The organism is Bacillus sp. 41-22 (assembly GCF_025809295.1).
GTDB classification, from domain to species: domain Bacteria; phylum Bacillota; class Bacilli; order Bacillales; family Bacillaceae_G; genus Bacillus_A; species Bacillus_A mycoides.
On sequence record NZ_CP084035.1, the window covers coordinates 1,651,158 to 1,669,630 of the forward strand.

Annotated in this window: 23 protein-coding genes; 17 read left to right on the plus strand and 6 right to left on the minus strand. The window is 36.0% G+C overall.

All coding sequences use genetic code 11. From position 1 onward, the window contains the following. Window positions 1-46: 46 nt before the first annotated feature. On the minus strand, window positions 47-1,408 hold the full coding sequence (locus LCF45_RS08480) for a flagellin N-terminal helical domain-containing protein (protein ID WP_078203039.1): 1,362 nt from the start codon (window positions 1,406-1,408) through the stop codon (window positions 47-49). Window positions 1,409-1,664: 256 nt separating this feature from the next. Here LCF45_RS08480 and LCF45_RS08485 point away from each other — a divergent pair, with 256 nt between their 5' ends. The 17 genes from LCF45_RS08485 (at window position 1,665) to LCF45_RS08565 (ending at window position 15,387) form a co-directional block, all read left to right on the plus strand. Continuing rightward, complete coding sequence (locus LCF45_RS08485) at window positions 1,665-2,450, plus strand: lytic transglycosylase domain-containing protein (RefSeq protein ID WP_078203040.1); 786 nt, start codon at window positions 1,665-1,667, stop codon at window positions 2,448-2,450. A 65-nt stretch (window positions 2,451-2,515) separates the two neighbouring features. Then, on the plus strand, window positions 2,516-2,740 hold the full coding sequence (locus LCF45_RS08490) for a flagellar motor switch protein FliN (RefSeq protein WP_000775712.1): 225 nt from the start codon (window positions 2,516-2,518) through the stop codon (window positions 2,738-2,740). Between the two features lie 14 nt (window positions 2,741-2,754). Next, window positions 2,755-3,741 (plus strand): flagellar motor switch protein FliM, encoded by a 987-nt coding sequence (gene fliM, locus LCF45_RS08495; protein WP_002011997.1) that lies wholly within the window; start codon window positions 2,755-2,757, stop codon window positions 3,739-3,741. Between the two features lie 10 nt (window positions 3,742-3,751). Then, entirely contained in the window at window positions 3,752-4,111 is a 360-nt protein-coding gene (fliN, locus tag LCF45_RS08500) for a flagellar motor switch protein FliN (protein ID WP_002011996.1), read from the plus strand. 12 nt (window positions 4,112-4,123) lie between these two features. Beyond that, the gene (locus tag LCF45_RS08505; RefSeq protein WP_000121171.1) at window positions 4,124-4,444 is read left to right on the plus strand and encodes a hypothetical protein; all 321 of its coding nucleotides are present in this window, start codon (window positions 4,124-4,126) and stop codon (window positions 4,442-4,444) included. Beyond that, complete coding sequence (locus LCF45_RS08510; protein WP_002168718.1) at window positions 4,441-5,199, plus strand: flagellar type III secretion system pore protein FliP; 759 nt, start codon at window positions 4,441-4,443, stop codon at window positions 5,197-5,199. Before LCF45_RS08505 ends, LCF45_RS08510 begins: the two co-directional genes overlap by 4 nt. A gap of 33 nt (window positions 5,200-5,232) precedes the next feature. Then, the gene (locus LCF45_RS08515) at window positions 5,233-5,508 is read left to right on the plus strand and encodes a flagellar biosynthetic protein FliQ (RefSeq protein ID WP_002011993.1); all 276 of its coding nucleotides are present in this window, start codon (window positions 5,233-5,235) and stop codon (window positions 5,506-5,508) included. Window positions 5,509-5,523: 15 nt separating this feature from the next. Beyond that, window positions 5,524-6,285 (plus strand): flagellar biosynthetic protein FliR, encoded by a 762-nt coding sequence (locus LCF45_RS08520; RefSeq protein ID WP_001055697.1) that lies wholly within the window; start codon window positions 5,524-5,526, stop codon window positions 6,283-6,285. A gap of 10 nt (window positions 6,286-6,295) precedes the next feature. After that, window positions 6,296-7,342, plus strand: coding sequence for a flagellar type III secretion system protein FlhB (flhB, locus tag LCF45_RS08525; RefSeq protein ID WP_002011992.1), 1,047 nt, complete (start codon window positions 6,296-6,298; stop codon window positions 7,340-7,342). 23 nt (window positions 7,343-7,365) lie between these two features. Further along, the gene (flhA, locus tag LCF45_RS08530) at window positions 7,366-9,432 is read left to right on the plus strand and encodes a flagellar biosynthesis protein FlhA (RefSeq protein WP_078203041.1); all 2,067 of its coding nucleotides are present in this window, start codon (window positions 7,366-7,368) and stop codon (window positions 9,430-9,432) included. Window positions 9,433-9,446: 14 nt separating this feature from the next. Continuing rightward, on the plus strand, window positions 9,447-10,757 hold the full coding sequence (gene flhF / locus LCF45_RS08535; RefSeq protein ID WP_078203042.1) for a flagellar biosynthesis GTPase FlhF: 1,311 nt from the start codon (window positions 9,447-9,449) through the stop codon (window positions 10,755-10,757). Window positions 10,758-10,800: 43 nt separating this feature from the next. Continuing rightward, window positions 10,801-11,574, plus strand: coding sequence for a flagellar basal-body rod protein FlgG (locus tag LCF45_RS08540; protein WP_078203043.1), 774 nt, complete (start codon window positions 10,801-10,803; stop codon window positions 11,572-11,574). 245 nt (window positions 11,575-11,819) lie between these two features. Next, complete coding sequence (locus tag LCF45_RS08545; RefSeq protein WP_263894739.1) at window positions 11,820-13,118, plus strand: NtaA/DmoA family FMN-dependent monooxygenase; 1,299 nt, start codon at window positions 11,820-11,822, stop codon at window positions 13,116-13,118. A gap of 179 nt (window positions 13,119-13,297) precedes the next feature. Continuing rightward, window positions 13,298-14,134 carry a TrmB family transcriptional regulator gene (locus LCF45_RS08550; RefSeq protein ID WP_078203044.1) on the plus strand — a complete coding sequence of 279 codons (837 nt, stop codon included), beginning with the start codon at window positions 13,298-13,300 and terminating at the stop codon, window positions 14,132-14,134. After that, complete coding sequence (locus LCF45_RS08555; protein ID WP_002126646.1) at window positions 14,124-14,852, plus strand: AzlC family ABC transporter permease; 729 nt, start codon at window positions 14,124-14,126, stop codon at window positions 14,850-14,852. Before LCF45_RS08550 ends, LCF45_RS08555 begins: the two co-directional genes overlap by 11 nt. Continuing rightward, the gene (locus LCF45_RS08560; RefSeq protein ID WP_002086437.1) at window positions 14,843-15,154 is read left to right on the plus strand and encodes an AzlD domain-containing protein; all 312 of its coding nucleotides are present in this window, start codon (window positions 14,843-14,845) and stop codon (window positions 15,152-15,154) included. Before LCF45_RS08555 ends, LCF45_RS08560 begins: the two co-directional genes overlap by 10 nt. A 62-nt stretch (window positions 15,155-15,216) precedes the next feature. Beyond that, entirely contained in the window at window positions 15,217-15,387 is a 171-nt protein-coding gene (locus LCF45_RS08565) for a DUF3951 domain-containing protein (protein ID WP_002011981.1), read from the plus strand. Window positions 15,388-15,412: 25 nt separating this feature from the next. Here LCF45_RS08565 and LCF45_RS08570 read toward each other — a convergent pair whose 3' ends face one another. The 5 genes from LCF45_RS08570 to LCF45_RS08590 form a co-directional block, all read right to left on the minus strand. Continuing rightward, window positions 15,413-15,772, minus strand: coding sequence for a hypothetical protein (locus LCF45_RS08570; RefSeq protein ID WP_002126648.1), 360 nt, complete (start codon window positions 15,770-15,772; stop codon window positions 15,413-15,415). 14 nt (window positions 15,773-15,786) lie between these two features. Further along, window positions 15,787-16,377 (minus strand): dienelactone hydrolase family protein, encoded by a 591-nt coding sequence (locus tag LCF45_RS08575; RefSeq protein ID WP_002168711.1) that lies wholly within the window; start codon window positions 16,375-16,377, stop codon window positions 15,787-15,789. Between the two features lie 2 nt (window positions 16,378-16,379). Further along, window positions 16,380-16,715 (minus strand): antibiotic biosynthesis monooxygenase family protein, encoded by a 336-nt coding sequence (locus LCF45_RS08580; protein ID WP_002126653.1) that lies wholly within the window; start codon window positions 16,713-16,715, stop codon window positions 16,380-16,382. Between the two features lie 192 nt (window positions 16,716-16,907). Beyond that, window positions 16,908-17,087 carry an H-type small acid-soluble spore protein gene (locus LCF45_RS08585; RefSeq protein ID WP_001025736.1) on the minus strand — a complete coding sequence of 60 codons (180 nt, stop codon included), beginning with the start codon at window positions 17,085-17,087 and terminating at the stop codon, window positions 16,908-16,910. A 66-nt stretch (window positions 17,088-17,153) separates the two neighbouring features. After that, on the minus strand, window positions 17,154-18,368 hold the full coding sequence (locus LCF45_RS08590; RefSeq protein ID WP_002126655.1) for a helix-turn-helix domain-containing protein: 1,215 nt from the start codon (window positions 18,366-18,368) through the stop codon (window positions 17,154-17,156). Between the last annotated feature and the right edge of the window lie 105 nt (window positions 18,369-18,473).

Consider the following 18,473-nt stretch of genomic DNA (forward strand, 5'->3'; position numbering starts at 1 on the left):
CTCTCCGCAAGCAGAGAGGTTTGTTCATGAAACTAACTCAAATGGTTTATTGTAATAATTTAGAAACCATTTGTGGAGTTTGGTTTGCTTGAGAAAGCATGCTAATACCAGCTTCGTTCAAGATTTTGAACTTAGTCATTTCAGACATTTCTTTCGCCATGTCAGCGTCTTCGATTTGAGAAGCAGCTGAAGCCATAGCAGAAGATTGGCTCTTAAGGTTGTTTACGTTAAAGTCAAGACGGTTTAATGTAGCACCTAGAGTTGCACGGTTGTCAGCAACTGTTTTTAATGCAGCGTCAATTTTGCTTACCGCATCTAATGGAGTACCATTTGTAGCAGCAGCTTTAGCAGTTTCAAATTTAGAAACTAAATCTTTAGAACCTGCTGTATTCTCCATTACTCCTTTAGCATCTTCTAATTTTTGTTTGTTAACAGCATTACTTGTATCTGCTTCATAAACAGCTTTAGCAGCAAGGTAATCTTTAGCCGGTGTATCTAGGTTGGTTTTAGCTTGTTTATAATCTGTAACTAATTTAGCAGCTTTTACATCTTGGTCAGAAGCTGCTGTAGCTAGAGTAAGTTCAGCTTTTTTACCGTTTTCTGAAGCTTGTAATGCATCGAATTTGTTAACTAATTCTTCGGCTTTAGCTTTATCATTAGGATCAGCAGCGTTTGTAATAGCTAATTTAGCAGTGTCTTTATCTCCTTGATTAGCAGCGTTAATATAAGCTTTTGCTAGCGTAGCTGCAGCTTTATCAGGACCAGTTGCACCGTCAGCAATCGAAATAACTGATTCTTTAAATGATTTAGTTAGCGCAGTAGCTTTATCAACAGCTTCACTTGCATCAACAGTAGCTTTTGCAAGTGGGTTAGCAGAAGCACCAATCGCTAATTGGTCAATTCCAAGAGATTTTAAAGAAGCTGATTTTAAGTTAATACCGATTTGTTGATTACCATCTGAAGAGTCTAATGTTTGAATGTTAATAGATGAATCAGACTGTAATAAGTTTTTATCATTGAATTGTGTGTTCTCTGAAATGTAAGTAATTTGCTTTTGTAGTTCTGCAAATTCTTTTTGCATTGCAGCTTGGTTATCAGATGTATTTGTGCCGTTTGCAGATTGGTTTGCAAGGTCACGCATACGAAGTAAGATGTTAGATACAGATCCTAAAGCTGAGTCAGCTGTACGGATTAATGACATACCGTCTTGTGTGTTGTTAGCAGCTACGTTTAGACCGCTTTCACGAGCACGCATACGAGTTGCGATTGCAAGACCTGCTGCATCGTCAGAAGCGTTGTTGATACGTTTACCGCTTGACAAACGGTCCATAGAATTGCTCATTTTTGCTTGGTTTTGACGCATGTATTCTTGCGTACGTAAACTATTAATGTTTGTATTAATTCTCATGTTAAGAACCCCCATTTTTTTATATTGACTTTTCTGCAAATCGAAAAACGGTAATATGCGAAAAAATCGATTTCGAGATTTATTGTAATCCTTGCTATAACGGGTGTCAACTAAAAATTCGAATTAATAAATATAAAAAAATAACAGTTTAACAATATATTCATTTTTTTATTAAAATATTATTAAAAGGATTATTGCAAACTTTTTTAAAAAACTCTAATATTAGATTATCTTTGTTTACCGAAAAGGTGATATTATGGTAATTGGAAATATAGTAAAAGAAGTTCTTGCATATAAAAAAGGACAAATGCAGCAAAAGTTAAGTAGTCCGCAGGCGTTCGTTAGTAGTCGTTTTCAAGATCAATTGCAGAGTGAACCTGCGAAGGAGACGAAGGTTACTCCGCAAATGGCAAAAGTAGAAGATATGAGTCAGCCGGTACAATCTACGAAAATAGAAACGGTTGTTAACAAACCGGGAGAATCTATTAATAAAGTAGAAGAAGCGAGTAAGCCTGAGGAAAAAGCTGAAACGAAGCAAGTAGATGAAGTACAAGTTGCACAAAAAGAGTTTGAACGACGTTTTCCAGAAACGAAAAATGAGGCTGCTGATACGTGGGGATTAACGAATAAATATAATATTCAGAAAATACGTTCTTCAAATGAAGGTAAGTATGAGGATATTATTGATCGCGTAAGTAATACATATGGAATTCCGAAAACGTTAATTCAAAAAATGATTGAAGTAGAGTCTAATTTTAATCCGAAAACGGTGTCACATGCAGGGGCGATGGGGCTGATGCAGCTTATGCCAGCGAATGTGAAAGAGATGGGTGTGAAAAATCCATTTTCACCAGCTGAAAGTATTGAGGGCGGTGTGAAAGAGTTAAGCGGTTATTTAAAGAAAAATAACGGTGATCTCGTATTGGCACTTGCTTCTTATAATGCTGGCCCTGGTAATGTGAGAAAGTATGGAGGCGTACCACCATTTAAAGAAACGCAAGGATATATTAAAAAAATATTAAATATCGACGTTTCGAAATAGAAAATTTCATTATATAAATAGAGAACATGAAATTTTTGTGAACATGATATGGGAGTTGGCTAGATTTGAAATTACAAGATGATATTCCGTTAACAATTTATTTTGAAATCGGAAATACGAAAAAGAAAATTGAAGATCTGCTTCATATTACGAAAGGTACATTGTATCGTCTTGAAAATTCAACGAAAAATACGGTGCGTCTTATGCTTGAGAATGAAGAGATTGGAACCGGAAAGATTTTGACGAAGAATGGGAAAATGTACGTTGAAATCGTTGAATTGAAAAGGTAGGGAAGGGGATTGTCATGAGTGGCGAAAAATTAAGCCAAGAGCAAATTGATGCCCTGCTGAAGGCGGTAAATGAAGGCGAAGAAATGCCAGCTTTCGCACAAGAAGCAGGGAAGCAAGATAAATTTCAAGAGTATGATTTTAATAGACCGGAGAAGTTTGGTGTTGAGCATTTACGTAGTTTGCAGGCAATTGCGTCTACGTTTGGAAAGCAGACGTCGCAGACGTTGTCAGCGCGTATGCGTATTCCAATTGAACTAGAGCCTTCAACGGTTGAGCAAGTTCCATTTACGAGTGAGTATGTAGAGAAAATGCCGAAAGATTATTATTTATATTGCGTGATAGATCTAGGTTTACCAGAGCTTGGAGAAATTGTTATTGAGATTGATTTAGCGTTCGTTATATATATTCATGAATGCTGGCTTGGCGGAGATAGTAAGCGTAACTTTACGATGCGCAGACCGTTAACGGCGTTTGAGTTTTTAACGCTTGATAATATATTCTTGCTTCTTTGTAAAAATTTAGAGCAATCATTTGAAAGCGTTGTTGCGATTGAACCGAAGTTTGTAACGACGGAGACAGATCCGAATGCGCTGAAGATTACGACGGCGAGCGATATTATTTCATTATTGAACGTAAATATGAAAACAGAGTTTTGGAATACGACAGTTCGTATCGGTATTCCGTTCTTATCTGTTGAAGAAATTATGGATAAGTTAACGTCTGAAAATATTGTCGAACATTCTTCGGATAAGCGTAAAAAGTATACGTCTGAAGTAGAAGTGAAAGTAAATCAAGTGTACAAGCCTGTTCACGTTGCGGTTGGTGAGCAGAAGATGACAATGGGCGAGATTGAGCAAATTGAAGAAGGCGATATTATTCCGCTTCATACGAAAGTTTCAGACCAACTACGTGGTTATGTAGATGGAAAGCATAAATTTAATTGTTTTATCGGGAAAGATGGAACGCGTAAGGCGCTCCTATTTAAAAGTTTTATAGAGTAGGAGGATCCATATGAAGCATGAAGTATCTCCTGTGTCATTAATGGGATTAGAAGAATTTGCAGGGAAACGAAATGAAGCGGGGAAGGCACATATTGATACCGTTTCAGATATTTCGATTGAACTTGGAGTAAAGCTTGGGAAGTCATCTATTACGCTTGGTGATGTGAAGCAGTTAAAAGTTGGCGATGTTCTTGAAGTAGAGAAAAATTTAGGACATAAAGTAGATGTATATTTAAGTGATATGAAAGTCGGTATTGGTGAGGCAATAGTAATGGACGAGAAGTTTGGTATTATTATTTCTGAAATTGAAGCTGATAAGAAACATGCAGCGCTTATGAAGGCGCAAAATCAAATGCAGGATAAAGAGTAGAGGAGGAGTCATATGTCGTATATGACGACCTTATTTCAAGTCGTTTTACTGTTTGGTGCGCTCGGCTATGGTGCATATTATATGACAAAAAAGACGCGCAAACAGCAGTTTTTTAAGCAAGGTGAAAACGGCCATATTCAAGTGAAAGACGGCGTATTTTTAAATCATCAAACGAGTGCCTTTTTGTTTGAAGTGGACGGGAAGCAAGTGTTTACTGTTATAAGTAATAACGGTGTACAATCTGTACAGTTAACAGGAACAGGAAATCAGTTTCAACAAGCGCTAGAAGACGCGGTGAAGAGTGAAACGAAAAAAGTAGAGGATCCATCATGAGAATAAAGAAACAGTTATCGTTATTTGCCGTTATTTTCGTATTTTCTATTGTTTTTTCATTTGTTTTTGTAAATCCAGCGTATGCAGCCCCGAACGGCTTTATTAATTTCGAAAATGGAAAAGAGTTTACGAGTAATTCAAGTGTACAACTATTCGCGCTCGTTACCCTTCTATCATTATCTTCTTCTATCGTTCTTTTATTTACGCATTTTACTTATTTTATGATTGTTCTTGGGATTACTCGTCAAGGGCTTGGGGTTATGAATTTACCACCGAACCAAGTGCTTGTTGGACTCGCATTATTTTTATCGCTGTTTACAATGCAGCCAGTGCTTGGTCAATTAAAGAGTGATGTGTGGGACCCGATGACGAAAGAAAAAATAACAGTAAGTCAAGCTGCGGAAACGACAGCTCCGATTATGAAAGATTATATGTCGAAGCATACGTATAAGCATGATTTGAAAATGATGCTTAAAGTGCGTGGAGAAGAGTTGCCGAAAGATTTAAAGGATCTTTCATTGTTTACGCTTGTGCCATCCTTTACGTTAACGCAAATTCAAAAAGGTTTATTAACAGGGATGTTCATTTATTTAGCGTTTGTCTTTATTGATTTAATTATTAGTACACTTTTAATGTACCTTGGGATGATGATGGTACCGCCGATGATTTTAAGTTTACCATTTAAAATACTTGTTTTCGTATATTTAGGTGGATATACAAAAATCGTCGATATTATGTTTAAGACGGTCGCCTGAAGCGTTTGATGCTATGTGATAGGAGTCATATAAATGAATACGTCACCAATTATAGATATTTTCCAAACCTTTTTTTATAAAGGGGTTATGATTTTAATGCCGATTGCCGTTGTGAGTATGATTGTCGTTATTATTATCGCCGTTATTATGGCGATGATGCAAATTCAAGAGCAAACGCTGACGTTTTTACCGAAAATGGCGAGTATTGTGCTCGTTATTATCATTTTAGGTCCGTGGATGTTTCAAGAGTTAACGATGCTTATTTTAGATTTATTTGATAAAATCCCATCGCTATTGCGTTCGTACTAAGATAGGTGAACTGAAATGAATATGGAATTATGGGCGGCGACGTTTTTTGCGTTTTGTCGCATTACTTCATTTTTATATTTTCTACCGTTTTTCTCAGGGCGATCGATTCCGGCGATGGCAAAGGTTACATTTGGACTCGCTCTTTCGATTACAGTGGCAGATCAAGTGGATGTCTCTCACATAAAGACAGTTTGGGATGTAGCAGCTTATGCAGGAACGCAAATTGTAATTGGGTTATCCCTTTCAAAAATTGTAGAGATGCTGTGGAACATTCCGAAAATGGCAGGGCATATTTTAGACTTTGATATCGGTTTATCACAGGCGAGTTTATTTGATGTAAATGCAGGGTCACAGTCTACTTTACTATCAACAATTTTTGATATATTTTTTCTTATTATTTTTATTTCACTGGGCGGCATTAACTATTTCGTTGCCACGATTTTAAAGTCGTTTCAATATACAGAGGCGATTTCAAAATTGTTGACGACTAGTTTTTTAGATAGTCTACTCGCAACGTTATTATTTGCAATTACATCAGCGGTTGAAATTGCTTTGCCACTTATGGGCAGTCTATTCATTATTAATTTCGTCCTTATTTTAATTGCAAAAAATGCACCGCAATTAAACGTTTTTATGAATGCGTACGTAATTAAAATAACGTGTGGTATTTTGTTTATTGCGATGAGTGTACCGATGCTCGGTTATGTGTTTAAAAATATGACAGACGTATTACTGGAAGAGTATACGAAACTATTTAACTTTTTCTTAACGAAGTAGGGGGACGCGCATGGCAAAGGATAATAAAACAGAAAAGGCCACCCCGCAGAAGCGTAAAAAATCGCGTGAAGAAGGGAATATCGCCCGGAGTAAAGATTTAAATAATTTATTTTCCATTCTTGTATTAGCAGTTGTCGTTTACTTTTTCGGAGATTGGCTCGGCTATGAGATTGCACATTCCGTAGCGGTACTGTTTGATCAAATTGGAAAAAATACAGATTCGACCGAGTATTTTTATTTAATGGGTATATTACTTCTGAAAGTATCGGCTCCTATATTAATACTTGTATATGCTTTTCATTTGTTCAATTATATGATTCAAGTTGGTTTCTTATTTTCTTCTAAAGTACTTAAGCCGAAAGCATCACGTATTAATCCGAAAAACTATTTTACGAGATTGTTTAGTCGTAAAAGTTTAGTAGATATTTTGAAATCACTGTTTTATATGGGATTAATCGGTTACGTTTCGTACGTTCTCTTTAAAAAGAATTTAGAGAAGATTGTTAGTATGATTGGATTTAACTGGACAGCGTCACTTACTGAAATTATTAGCCAAATTAAATTTATCTTTCTAGCCATTTTAATTATTTTAATCATTCTTTCTATTATTGATTTCATTTATCAAAAATGGGAGTACGAACAAGATATTAAGATGAAAAAAGAAGAAGTGAAACAAGAGCATAAAGATAATGAAGGTGACCCGCAAGTAAAGGGGAAACGAAAAAACTTTATGCATGCCATCTTGCAAGGGACAATCGCGAAGAAGATGGATGGTGCAACGTTTATTGTGAACAACCCGACGCATATTTCAGTTGTGCTTCGTTACAATAAACAAGTTGATGCGGCGCCTATTGTCGTTGCAAAAGGGGAAGATGAGCTCGCATTATATATACGAACGCTTGCCCGTGAACAAGAAATACCAATGGTAGAGAACCGTCCGCTCGCTCGTTCTTTATATTATCAAGTCGAGGAAGATGAGACGATTCCAGAAGATTTATATGTAGCTGTAATTGAAGTTATGCGCTATTTAATTCAAACGAAAGAACTTGAAGTATAATAGCGCGTTTGGAGGGGATCTCTTTGTTTAAGATGGATTCTGCAAGAACCTATTTTTCTATCTTTTTAGCAGCGTCATTCGTTGTGGCGCTCTTAATTCCACTTCCACCATTTATACTTGATATCGTTATCGTTTTTCTACTAAGTATGTCAGTGCTTATTTATATGCGAGCTACAAGTATTAACGAGTGGGATGAATTAAAGTCATTTCCGACGATGTTGTTATTAATCGGGATTTTCCGCGTATCGATTAACGTTTCGACGACGCGAGCGATTTTAACAGACGGAAATGCGGGTCATGTTATTGAAGAGTTCGGCCAGTTCGTAATTGGCGGGAACTTATTAATTGGTATCGTTATTTTTATAGTATTAATCATATTCCAGTTTATCGTTGCAAACGGTGCGTCTCGTACAGCTGAAGTAGCAGCTCGTTTTACACTTGATTCTTTACCAGGGAAACAAATGTCTATCGATGCTGACTTGAATCAGCGTCTTATTACAGAAAAAGATGCACAGGCGAAACGAAAAAAATTAAATATGGAAACAGAGTTTTACGGAGCGATGGATGGTGCCGGAAAGTTCATTAAAGGGGACGTTATTTTCGGGATTGTCATTTTATTCGTAAACATTATTTTCGGTTTAATTGTCGGTATGATGCAGCAAGGAATGAGCTTTGCAGATGCGGCTATTCACTATACACAGTTAACTGTCGGTGACGGAATTGTAAACCAAATCGGTTCGTTAATGCTTGCGATTTCAACAGGTATTATCGTAACGCGTGTATTTGACGGTTCAGCAGATACAGTAACTGAAGGAATCTTTAAAGAGTTATTAGCGCATGAAGTTGTTGTATATGCACTCGGTGGTTTATTTATCGCAATGGGTGTTTTTACCCCGCTACCATTTCTACCATTTGCTCTCGTTGGTGGAACAATTATCTTCTTAGGAATTCGCAATAAAAAGCGAATAAAGAAAGAAAAAGAAGACGAGCTTCAAAAAGAATTAGAAATGATTCAAGGCGAGGATGAGCAATTACAGCAAGTGGAAGATTCATTCGGAGTCTTTACAGATAAATATCCAATTATTGTAGAGCTCGGTTTAGATTTAGCGGCGCTTGTAAAGCAGAAGATTAACGGGGAAACAGCTCGAGATAAAGTTGTTCTTATGAGGAAGTCAATTATTACCGACCTTGGAATTAACGTTCCGGGAATTAACTTTAAAGATAATACGAGCTTTAGACCACGCGGACGTTACATTATTCGTATTAAAGGTGCGAAGGCGGCTGAAGGTGTTTTAAAGTCAGGTTATTTATTAGCACTGAAAACACCGAATGTAATGGCTGATTTAGATGCAGAGCCGGCGAAAGATCCAATTTTTGGTGAAGATGGATATTGGATTTTGGAGCATATGGTACAAGATGCACAAATGAAAGGCTATCAAGTGTTAGAGCCGCTTAGCATATTAATTACGCATTTAGATGTTGTCGTTAGACGTAATCTTCATGAGTTAATTCAGCGTCAACATGTGAAAGACTTGATTAACTCGCTTGAAACTGATAATGGCGTTTTATTAGAAGAAATTAAGAAGAAAGAAATCGATTTATCACTCGTGCAAAATGTTATTAAACAACTTCTGAAAGAAGGAATTTCAATTCGTGATTTACCAACAATTATTGAAGGTATTATTGACGGGAAAGAAATTTATCAAAACCACGTTGATGGTGTAACGGCATTTGTTCGTGAATGTATTTCAAAAGTTATTTGTGAGAGTGCGAAAAATCCTGATGGAAAAATTTATGCGGCACTCTTCGCTGACTCGCTTGAGTTAGATGCGGATGTTGTTAATAATTCATACCAAGGTTATTTATTAAACTGGGATTTAGATTTAGAAACGCGAGTAGTAGAGCAAGTACAGCGCGTTTTCAAACAAGCTCGTTTAATGGGAAGAGAGCCAGTATTATTAACACGCAGAAAAGATTTCAGGTTTGCGATTGTGAGACTTCTTGAACGTTATCAAATAGAAGCGAAAGTATTATGTATTAGTGAATTAGCACCAGAAATTGTTGTAGATCAAATTGCTTATATTGAATAGTAGGGGGTGAAGTAATGGAAAGTACAGAAAAAAAAGAAGCGTTAATGCGAATAAAAGCAGCTTCGAAAAATGAATTGTATCGAAAGTTATTTGACCAATATGGTACAGATTATTACTACGTTGTCGATGAAAGTGTAAAACGAAACATCCCTTTTTTTTGGAAAAAGAATTATGAAATGTTAGTCGCTTTTCCTGAAGATAAGCAGGCTGAAAATAGCGAAGGAACAACTCAATTTCATGAGCAATTAATGGATGTTGTAGGTGAACCTTCAGAAGAAATCGTGAAGGTGAATGGAATTCAATCTGTCTTGCACAATTTAGAAAACGTAACGACTTCTATGTCATACGCAGCGATGCAAACAGGAAATAGTGAAGAATGGGCAAGAAAAAAAGAGAAACTATTACAACTGTTTGAAAAGGGTATTGTCGTTGTGAAACATACAGAAGAGACGAAAGTAGCTAAAAAACAGCCTGTTGTGAAACAAGCTATTTCTGTAAAGAAAGAAGAAGTAGTTATAAAAAAAGAAAACCAGGAATCTGTACCATTTATTATTCAAAAAGTAATTCGGATGTTAGAACAAAACGATGTGGAACAATATTTCATTCATGCATATGCTGAAAAATTAAAAGTGAAGTTTGAGAATGCAACGATGATTACAGAAGAAGAAGTCATCGGATACATATTGGAAGATATGAGATCTCATTTTAATACTGAAAACGTATTTGAGAAAGAGGTACAAACAATTGCATTAATCGGTCCAACTGGCGTTGGAAAAACGACGACACTTGCGAAAATGGCATGGCAGTTTCACGGTAAGAAAAAAACGGTTGGTTTTATTACGACAGATCACTCTCGCATCGGGACAGTGCAGCAACTGCAAGATTACGTAAAAACAATTGGAGCAGAAGTTATCGCTGTGCGAGATGAACCCGCAATGGCAAGAGCACTTACTTATTTTAAAGAAGAAGCGCGCGTCGATTATATATTAATAGATACAGCCGGTAAAAATTATCGTACGTCAGAGACAGTTGAAGAGATGATTGAGACGATGGGACAAGTAGAGCCAGACTATATTTGTTTAACGTTATCAGCTTCCATGAAAAGTAAAGACATGATTGAAATCATTACGAATTTTAAAGATATTCATATTGATGGAATCGTATTTACGAAATTTGATGAAACAGCGAGTAGTGGTGAATTGTTAAAAATTCCAGCAGTATCATCAGCACCAATTGTATTAATGACAGACGGACAAGACGTGAAGCAACATATACATATCGCTACAGCTGAACATTTAGCAAAACAAATGTTACAAACATCGTAAGAAAAGAGGTGAAGAATAAGGCGCTTGCCTTATTCAAACAAGTATGAACGGTCTTTATATAGGTTCTATGGGTATGATGAATTACATGCAGCATATTAATGTTCATTCGAATAACGTTGCAAATGCCCAAACGACAGGATTTAAAGCAGAAAATATGACTTCTAAAGTATTTGATGTACAAGACACATATCGCCGCGGTGACGGAGCTACGACAAATATCGGCTCGGTCGATTACGCTGTCGTACCAGCTGCGACGCATGTGAACTTAGTACAAGGAAATGTACAAATTACAAATAGTGCTACAGATTTCTTTTTAGACGACGGTGCGGCTGGCACATCATCATTTTTCGTTACATCTAAAAATGATGAAACATTTTTAACGAGAGACGGTAGTTTTACATTAAATAGTGATCGTTATTTACAAACAGCATCTGGTGCTTTCGTAATGGGTGAGAATAATGAACGTATTCGTATTCCAGAAGGAGCAAAGGTAGCTGTACAAGCAGACGGTACATTATACGATGAAGTAACACAAAATAATATTGCCCGTCTGCAAACGAAAACAGTAGACGTAGAAACGAACGCTCGCCTCGTACAACGTGAAAATAAAAGTTTTACACTAGCAGAAGGAAACGTTGCTGATTTACCGAATGGAACAGGGGCAGTACGTAATCATATGCTAGAAAATTCAAATGTGGATATGACGAAAGAAATGGCTGACCTTATGACGAATCAAAAAATGATTCAAGCATCGCAGCGCATCATGACTTCGTTTGATAAAATTTATGAAAAAGAAGCGAATGAAATATTGAGATAAAGGACTTCCAATTAGTGGTGGTCTTTTTTTTATCCCGCAAAAGCTCGATTGGTGAAGGCTAATAATCAGAGGATGGGAGCTCCTCCTCTGATTAAAGTTTCACTTTATTGTTGCTTTTATTATAGTTACACCATAAAATGATAATGATTATCAATATCATTTTATCTTTAATAAGAATAGAAGCTGTGAGGGTCGTATCATTTGTTTAACTAGATAAATTAAAAATAAGGGGAAGGTGTGTACATATGTCTACAAAAAAACAGCTTTGCATTGGACTATGTTTGATTTCTAGAAAGAAAGAACAAGAGAGTATGTTTAACTCAGGGATAGATGAACAAGTAGAGTTGGCACTACAGGCAGAAAAGGCTAAGTTAGATTTTGTTTTTAAAGCTGACTATTTAGTAGCGCATCCCGATTTAATTGCTCGTAATAAGGGGAATGTAATTTTAGATCCGACATTATTGTTTACTGCTATTGCTTATGCAACAGAAAAAATTGGAGTCGTTACGACCGCTTCAACATCATTTTATCCACCATATATACTAGCGAGGCAACTACAATCTTTAAATTGGATTAGTAACGGCCGAGTAGGATGGAACATTGTCACATCAATTGATGGTGCTGAAAACTTTGGTGAGGCAGGGATGCCACCATCTGAGGAACGATACGCGAAAGCGGCAGAATGTACAGAGTTAGTAAGAAAACTTTGGAGGAGTCATCCTTATGAAGTTTTGAAAGAAGACAACGCAGATGTAATTAGAGAGATGGTACAGCCAATTGAGCATCGTGGTGAGCATTTTGAGGTGAAAGGTCCACTTAATATCCCGCAACATATTTCTGGGGAAATGCCTTTATTTCAAGCGGGTGCTTCAGAGTCAGGCCGGAATTTCGCGGCTTCTGTTGCAGATGCGATTTTTGCCGCAATGCCAGATGTAGAATCAGGAATCGAACTTCGTCAAGATTTAAGAAGAAGAGCAGAAAAGCATGGCCGAAAGCAAGAGGATATACGTGTATTGCCTGGTTTATATTTCTTTATTGGTGATTCATATGAAGAAGCACTAGAAATGCACAGGCAAGCTCATCAACATCTTACAAAAGAGAAGAGGTACGCTTTACTTGAAATGGTTCTCGGGTTAGACGTTAGAGGGATACCGTTAGAAAGTAAGGTTACTGAACATATGCTACCAAGTAGAAATCAAGCTGTACGTAGTAAAACACATGCCGAATTATTACGGGATTTCATCATAAAAAATGAACCAACTGTTGAGCAAATACTAGAACGACCAGAAGTTGTTGGTTCTGCTCATTGGGTCGCTATAGGCACACCACAAGATGTTTGTAAGCAAATTATGGAAAGATTTGAGGCAGGGGCACTAGATGGATTTATTGCAATTCCAGGGGGACCTCCAAAATCATTGGATTTATTCTTTAGTGAAGTCATTCCTTTATTCGTGAGAGCAGGTGTATTTAGAGAAGAGTATACAGGTTCAACCTTACGTGAGCATTTGGAGGGTAATATATCAAATGCTCTACAGTTGAAATAATTCATTATGCACAAAAAGCCTTTCAAAAGAAGGCTTTTTATTTCGAATAAAAATTCAGAATTGTCAGTTGACTTGTAGAGGCTTCTTTTTTATATTAGTAGGTATAGCAATAACTACTAATGGAAAGTGAAATCGTAGTTTTGAAATTAGAGCTATATAAATTGTGAGAGGGGTTACCGATGGATGAAATAATAAAGGAGTTACAAAAGTTAGGTTTTTCCCAGTATGAATGTAAAGCGTATATTGGTTTATTAAAACATTCCCCAGTAACAGGTTATGAAGTGAGTAAACAAACAGGCGTACCTCGTTCGATGATTTATGAAGTACTTGGCAAGTTGATGGATAAAGGAGCGGTGCATATCGTTCCTTCTGAACCAGTGAAATATGTACCAGTGCCAGCTACGGAATTAATGGATCGAATGCGAAAAGATTTTGAAAAGTCCTTTGAATTTCTAGACCGAAAATTAAATTGTTTAGAACAAGAGCGACAAATTGATGTAATTTCGCATATTCGCTCAAATGATCGTGTTTTGAAAGAAATATGCAATATAATTAATAGAGCAAAAGAAGAGTTATGGATTTCTGTATGGGAAGATCAAGTGCACGAGATTGAGCCATTCATTCATCAAAAGGAAGCGGAAGGCGTACATATTTTTTCGATTTTATTTGGTGCTCCAGAAACAAAAATAGGAGCGACATTTCACCATAATTATATGACACCTCACGTCGTTGAAAAGAGAATGGGTGGTCATTTAACTGTTATCGCGCGTGATGGGGAAGAAGTATTAATTGCTAACTTTTCAAATGATAGCACTTCATGGGCCGTTACAACGTATGATCCAGCTTTAGTTCTCGTCGCTACAGAATATGTTCGGCACGACATTATGGTGGAAGAGATTACGAAGGAGTTTGGAGCTGATAAATTAGATACATTATGGCGTGAAAACATAGATTTAGTTCATGTCGTAACAGGAAAACGTACTATAGAAGAAATGGAGGGAGATAATGGTGAATAAAGCTCAAGCACATATGACACTGCAGAGCGATGATTCATTTCAGCAAGGTGTAAAGGATTGTTTACCAACTGTATTTGGATATTTGAGCATCGGTATAGCGGCTGGTGTTATTGCGAAAACAGCAGGTTTCTCGATCATAGAAATTGCTTTTATGTCCACATTAATTTACGCAGGTTCTGCTCAGTTTATATTAGCGGGTATGTATGCAGCGGGTGCCCCAGCCTCGGCAATTATTTTTACTGTGTTCTTTGTTAATTTACGTCACTTATTAATGAGTGCTGCACTCGCACCTTACTTCACCAAGATACCTCTTTTTAAAAATTTAATAATTGGTTCGCAAATTACAGATGAAACTTTCGGCGTTGCAGTGCAACAAGCAGCACAAAAAGGCCATTTAGGCGAGAAATGGATGATGGGACTTAATGTAACAGCATATTTAAATTGGATTTTAGCTACAGTTCTCGGAGGGCTTTTTGGAGAGTGGATACCAGATCCTCATACGTACGGAATGGATTATGCGTTACCAGCGATGTTTATCGGATTATTTGTACTTCAGCTAATAAGTAGTAAACCGAAACTAGCCATTCATCTAAGTGTTGCAATTGTAGCGATTATTATCGCATACGTTTCACACTTATTTATGCCAGATAGTATAGCAGTTATTATCGCAACACTTTTAGCTGCGACAATCGGGGTGGTGATTGAAAAATGGAAGTAAGATTGGACGTATTATTCCTTTTACTAGCAGCCGGAGCTGTCACACTCGTACCACGTATTTTACCTCTTCTCGTATTTAGTAAACTACAAATTCCAGACTGGGGTTTAAAATGGTTAAATTACATACCAATTGCGATATTAGCAGCACTTTTAGCACAAGTATTATTTATGCATGAGACAGTGCAGTGGGATTATATCATTGCGGCAATTCCTACATTTTTCGTAGCGATATATACTCGTAGTTTATTAGGAACAGTATTAACAGGAGTCATTGTAATTATTTTGTTACGTTTATTTTTCTAAAAAGGATTCAGCTCATATAATAGCGAAAGGTGTAATAACATGAAATATATAGGGGTGGTGTTATGATACTTTTAACGATAGGAGCAATATTGTTAACGTTGTTTATTTTTTTTATTATCGGCTTTATTACGTTTATGATGTTTGTTGATAAGGCGACACCTCAAATTTATTACACACCTTGTGAAACTATGACAATAAAATCTAAAGGTAAAAATAGAAGGAAGAAAAGTTGATGTTGGGCTTTTCTTCCTTTTATTTTTACATTCCTGAAAGAACTAACAACAATAATCCAAATAGAAAACTAATAGAAGAAAGGAAACCGATAGATATGGAAAAAATACGATTGTTCTTCCATTCGCGTGCGAAAACGATAAATCCTAAAACGCAAAGGAAAAACCAAATAGGTAGAAATATAAATCGACTAACTTTCTCAGGTAGTAATGAATAAAAATTTGTTAAATATAATATCCAATTCGTAAAAAATAGAGCACATACGATGAATGATTGTAAGTATGGTCGGTTTAGAAAATTTCCTTTTTTAACCGTCATAAAAATGAGAGCTAATGCTGAAATGAAGGGAATTATTAGGAATATGAGTAAAAGTAATGTAAGTGACATATAAAACTCCTTTATCATATTGTTTGCGTAAGAAACGAATCTATTAGGTTGTATGCTTGCTTTGTAGAGTGCTCGTTATATTTTTCAGTGTACGGATTTAAAAATCCATGTTCACCGTGTAGTTGATTTATTTCTAATAAAGGATTATTTTGTTGCTGCAATGTTTGGATTAAAGAGGATACTGAAAAACTAGCTTCTTGTTTAGGGAAAATAAGTAATGTAGCACATGTAGGTTTAATGTGAACATAGTCACGTATACGGGAACCGTAACATCCAATGATAAAATCTATTTTTGGATTGTTACTACAGAGCCAAGCGATGGTAGCCCCAACACTAAAGCCGATAAGTCCTATATGCGTGTAATCATTTGAAAGGGTAGAAATTACCTCATTAATTTGTTCTTTCCCATAATCAAATCCAATATGATTCATAAAATATTGATATGCTTTTTCTTCATCACTATAATGAAATGAATTTTGTAATTGTAGAAGGTTAGGACAGAATACATCTAATATAGATGTAGTGAAGTGATCTATAACATGATGCATATGATCATTCACACCGTATATTTCATGAACAACAACGAGAGCTAGTTTTTTCTTCATAGTTACAATGTACCTCTCTGAAACTTATATTCTTTCTCAACAAGGCAGATGCGCAGGTGGAAATTTTCATACCATTGCTCACGGCCTCTTTTTTTCGCTTCTTTATGTAAGGCGTTCCTTTTCCAATTTTCAATTGCTTCAAGTGACTCCCAATAAGAAATTGTAATTCCGAGTCCCGAATTATCACGTGCACTTTCGACACCTAAAAATCCAGGTTGCTGTTTCGCAAGTTCCTCCATTTTTTCGGCAACGGTACTATAGTCTGTTGTATCATTCGATAGATTAGAAGTGAATATAACCGCGTAATAAGGGCTAGTTTTTTGTGGATTAGTTCCCATTATCTTTCCTCCTTAACATATATGGTACGAATGTTCAGTTCATAGTTTGTATTGTAGCACGTAATAACAAGAACAGAAGCAGGAAGCTTCTGTTCTTGTTCAGGTGCTGAAAAACAGGGGTGAGAAGGAATATACAAATTAAGTGATACAAAGTAAGAAAAATGCCACTTCAAAAAAAAGAAGTGGCATTTTTTATATTTCCTCTAAGCTATTAACTGGAACCGTTAATTCGCGTTTTGGATTTGTTACTTCATATATGCGGGCGGTTTCGTTGCTTTCATCGACGTGTTGAATCATAACAGGCATGCCTTGAAAACTGACATTGGCTTCTTCAGATGACTCGGAAAGCTCTTTTGCGCGTTGTATATTCATTTATATTCCTCCCATCATTATTATCTTTGCAAAAAAGGAGGAATAATATACCATTTCGAGACATTTTTAAAGTTTTTGTATTATTTGTAATGTTTCTTTAATAAAAGAAGAAAAGATGGAATCCGGGTAGGATTGTATCTTTTGAGCGGCTTCTGTAGCTTCCTTCAGAGCCCTTTTTTTATCGTTAAGTTTTACATAACAAAGGGCACGATATGCACCTGCTGTTGTAAGCCACGCTTGATCAAGTGGATGGTTCATATAATCCGGCATGATATCACGTTGCAATGCTTGTAAAGCTTCCTCGTAACGTTTCAATCCGTATAAAGCTTTTCCTTTTTCAAGATAATACAATCCGTCGTCTTGAAAAAGTGGCTCATCTTTTAGTTTCTCTCGAAATTGTTCTAGATGTTTTAATGCGATTGTATATTCATTAGTAATCGTGTTGTAGTAGTAAGCTTTTAAAATATCAATAATCGCAATGGATAGAGTATCTTCTGTAAAAATGGCAAATTGCTCAGATTTTTTTATGTAATATAAATATTGTTCTTTATCAGCTGTAATGACTTTTTGGTAAGATAAAATCCGATAAAATTCGTCTGTTTTAAAATATACTTGATGCTTTTTTGAAAACTCGAGTGCCTCTAATATTGTTTTTTCACATGTTTCATAATCGCCGCATGCTAGTAAAATGATGGCTTCATATAAACATAACTCGATATGTATAATGAGATCCATTTCTAAATGTTTCTCCTCATAATCATTTCTAATACTAGCTATAAGTTGTAAACATTCACCATACTTTTTACGTGTGAATATCGTAAAGGATAATTTTAATTTTGTTTCCGTACTGTCCCGGTATAACGTATATTTTTCAAAAATAGAAGTAGCCTTTTCAACGTAATATTCAATGTTGTAATCTTTCATAATCGCCGCAGCTGTTACAAATTGTTTATATAAACGAGCGGTATTTAAAGTAGAAGGTAGCTCTTTTTGAACGATAGGTAGTAAAGTCTCATATACTTCATCACATTTATTTGCCTTTATTAGTTGTTCCATTTGTTGAATGATTTCTACAATTTCTACATCATCTTCTTCTAGTAAAAAACTCGTTTCGCATCCAAGTTTTTCAGCGATGTATTGTAATGTTTTCATGGAAGGTGTAGCTTTTCCATTTTCAATTTGACTTAACATACTTTTTGTCAGTTCTGAACCTGCTAATTCAGTTTGAGTAAGCTTTTTTTCTTTTCGTAACGTTTTAATTTTCTCGCCGAGAGTAGCCATCATATGCTCCTTTATAATCAAAAAGTTAAATATAATTAAACTTTTCGTTGTAAAAATTGGAAAGTTTTATATATAATAAGTTTAACACAATTTAACTTTTAAAGG

What these genes read in the sequence shown, in the direction of transcription:
- fliM (WP_002011997.1), top strand. Translation starts at nt 2,755, where the DNA reads ATGAGTGGCGAAAAATTAAGCCAAGAGCAAATTGATGCCCTGCTGAAG.
- LCF45_RS08590 (WP_002126655.1), bottom strand. Translation starts at nt 18,368, where the DNA reads ATGGCTACTCTCGGCGAGAAAATTAAAACGTTACGAAAAGAAAAAAAG.
- LCF45_RS08515 (WP_002011993.1), top strand. Translation starts at nt 5,233, where the DNA reads ATGAATACGTCACCAATTATAGATATTTTCCAAACCTTTTTTTATAAA.
- fliN (WP_002011996.1), top strand. Translation starts at nt 3,752, where the DNA reads ATGAAGCATGAAGTATCTCCTGTGTCATTAATGGGATTAGAAGAATTT.
- LCF45_RS08510 (WP_002168718.1), top strand. Translation starts at nt 4,441, where the DNA reads ATGAGAATAAAGAAACAGTTATCGTTATTTGCCGTTATTTTCGTATTT.
- LCF45_RS08480 (WP_078203039.1), bottom strand. Translation starts at nt 1,408, where the DNA reads ATGAGAATTAATACAAACATTAATAGTTTACGTACGCAAGAATACATG.
- LCF45_RS08485 (WP_078203040.1), top strand. Translation starts at nt 1,665, where the DNA reads ATGGTAATTGGAAATATAGTAAAAGAAGTTCTTGCATATAAAAAAGGA.
- LCF45_RS08505 (WP_000121171.1), top strand. Translation starts at nt 4,124, where the DNA reads ATGTCGTATATGACGACCTTATTTCAAGTCGTTTTACTGTTTGGTGCG.
- LCF45_RS08580 (WP_002126653.1), bottom strand. Translation starts at nt 16,715, where the DNA reads ATGGGAACTAATCCACAAAAAACTAGCCCTTATTACGCGGTTATATTC.
- flhF (WP_078203042.1), top strand. Translation starts at nt 9,447, where the DNA reads ATGGAAAGTACAGAAAAAAAAGAAGCGTTAATGCGAATAAAAGCAGCT.
- LCF45_RS08540 (WP_078203043.1), top strand. Translation starts at nt 10,801, where the DNA reads ATGAACGGTCTTTATATAGGTTCTATGGGTATGATGAATTACATGCAG.
- LCF45_RS08575 (WP_002168711.1), bottom strand. Translation starts at nt 16,377, where the DNA reads ATGAAGAAAAAACTAGCTCTCGTTGTTGTTCATGAAATATACGGTGTG.
- LCF45_RS08520 (WP_001055697.1), top strand. Translation starts at nt 5,524, where the DNA reads ATGAATATGGAATTATGGGCGGCGACGTTTTTTGCGTTTTGTCGCATT.
- LCF45_RS08565 (WP_002011981.1), top strand. Translation starts at nt 15,217, where the DNA reads ATGATACTTTTAACGATAGGAGCAATATTGTTAACGTTGTTTATTTTT.
- LCF45_RS08560 (WP_002086437.1), top strand. Translation starts at nt 14,843, where the DNA reads ATGGAAGTAAGATTGGACGTATTATTCCTTTTACTAGCAGCCGGAGCT.
- LCF45_RS08570 (WP_002126648.1), bottom strand. Translation starts at nt 15,772, where the DNA reads ATGTCACTTACATTACTTTTACTCATATTCCTAATAATTCCCTTCATT.
- LCF45_RS08555 (WP_002126646.1), top strand. Translation starts at nt 14,124, where the DNA reads ATGGTGAATAAAGCTCAAGCACATATGACACTGCAGAGCGATGATTCA.
- LCF45_RS08545 (WP_263894739.1), top strand. Translation starts at nt 11,820, where the DNA reads ATGTCTACAAAAAAACAGCTTTGCATTGGACTATGTTTGATTTCTAGA.
- flhB (WP_002011992.1), top strand. Translation starts at nt 6,296, where the DNA reads ATGGCAAAGGATAATAAAACAGAAAAGGCCACCCCGCAGAAGCGTAAA.
- LCF45_RS08585 (WP_001025736.1), bottom strand. Translation starts at nt 17,087, where the DNA reads ATGAATATACAACGCGCAAAAGAGCTTTCCGAGTCATCTGAAGAAGCC.
- LCF45_RS08550 (WP_078203044.1), top strand. Translation starts at nt 13,298, where the DNA reads ATGGATGAAATAATAAAGGAGTTACAAAAGTTAGGTTTTTCCCAGTAT.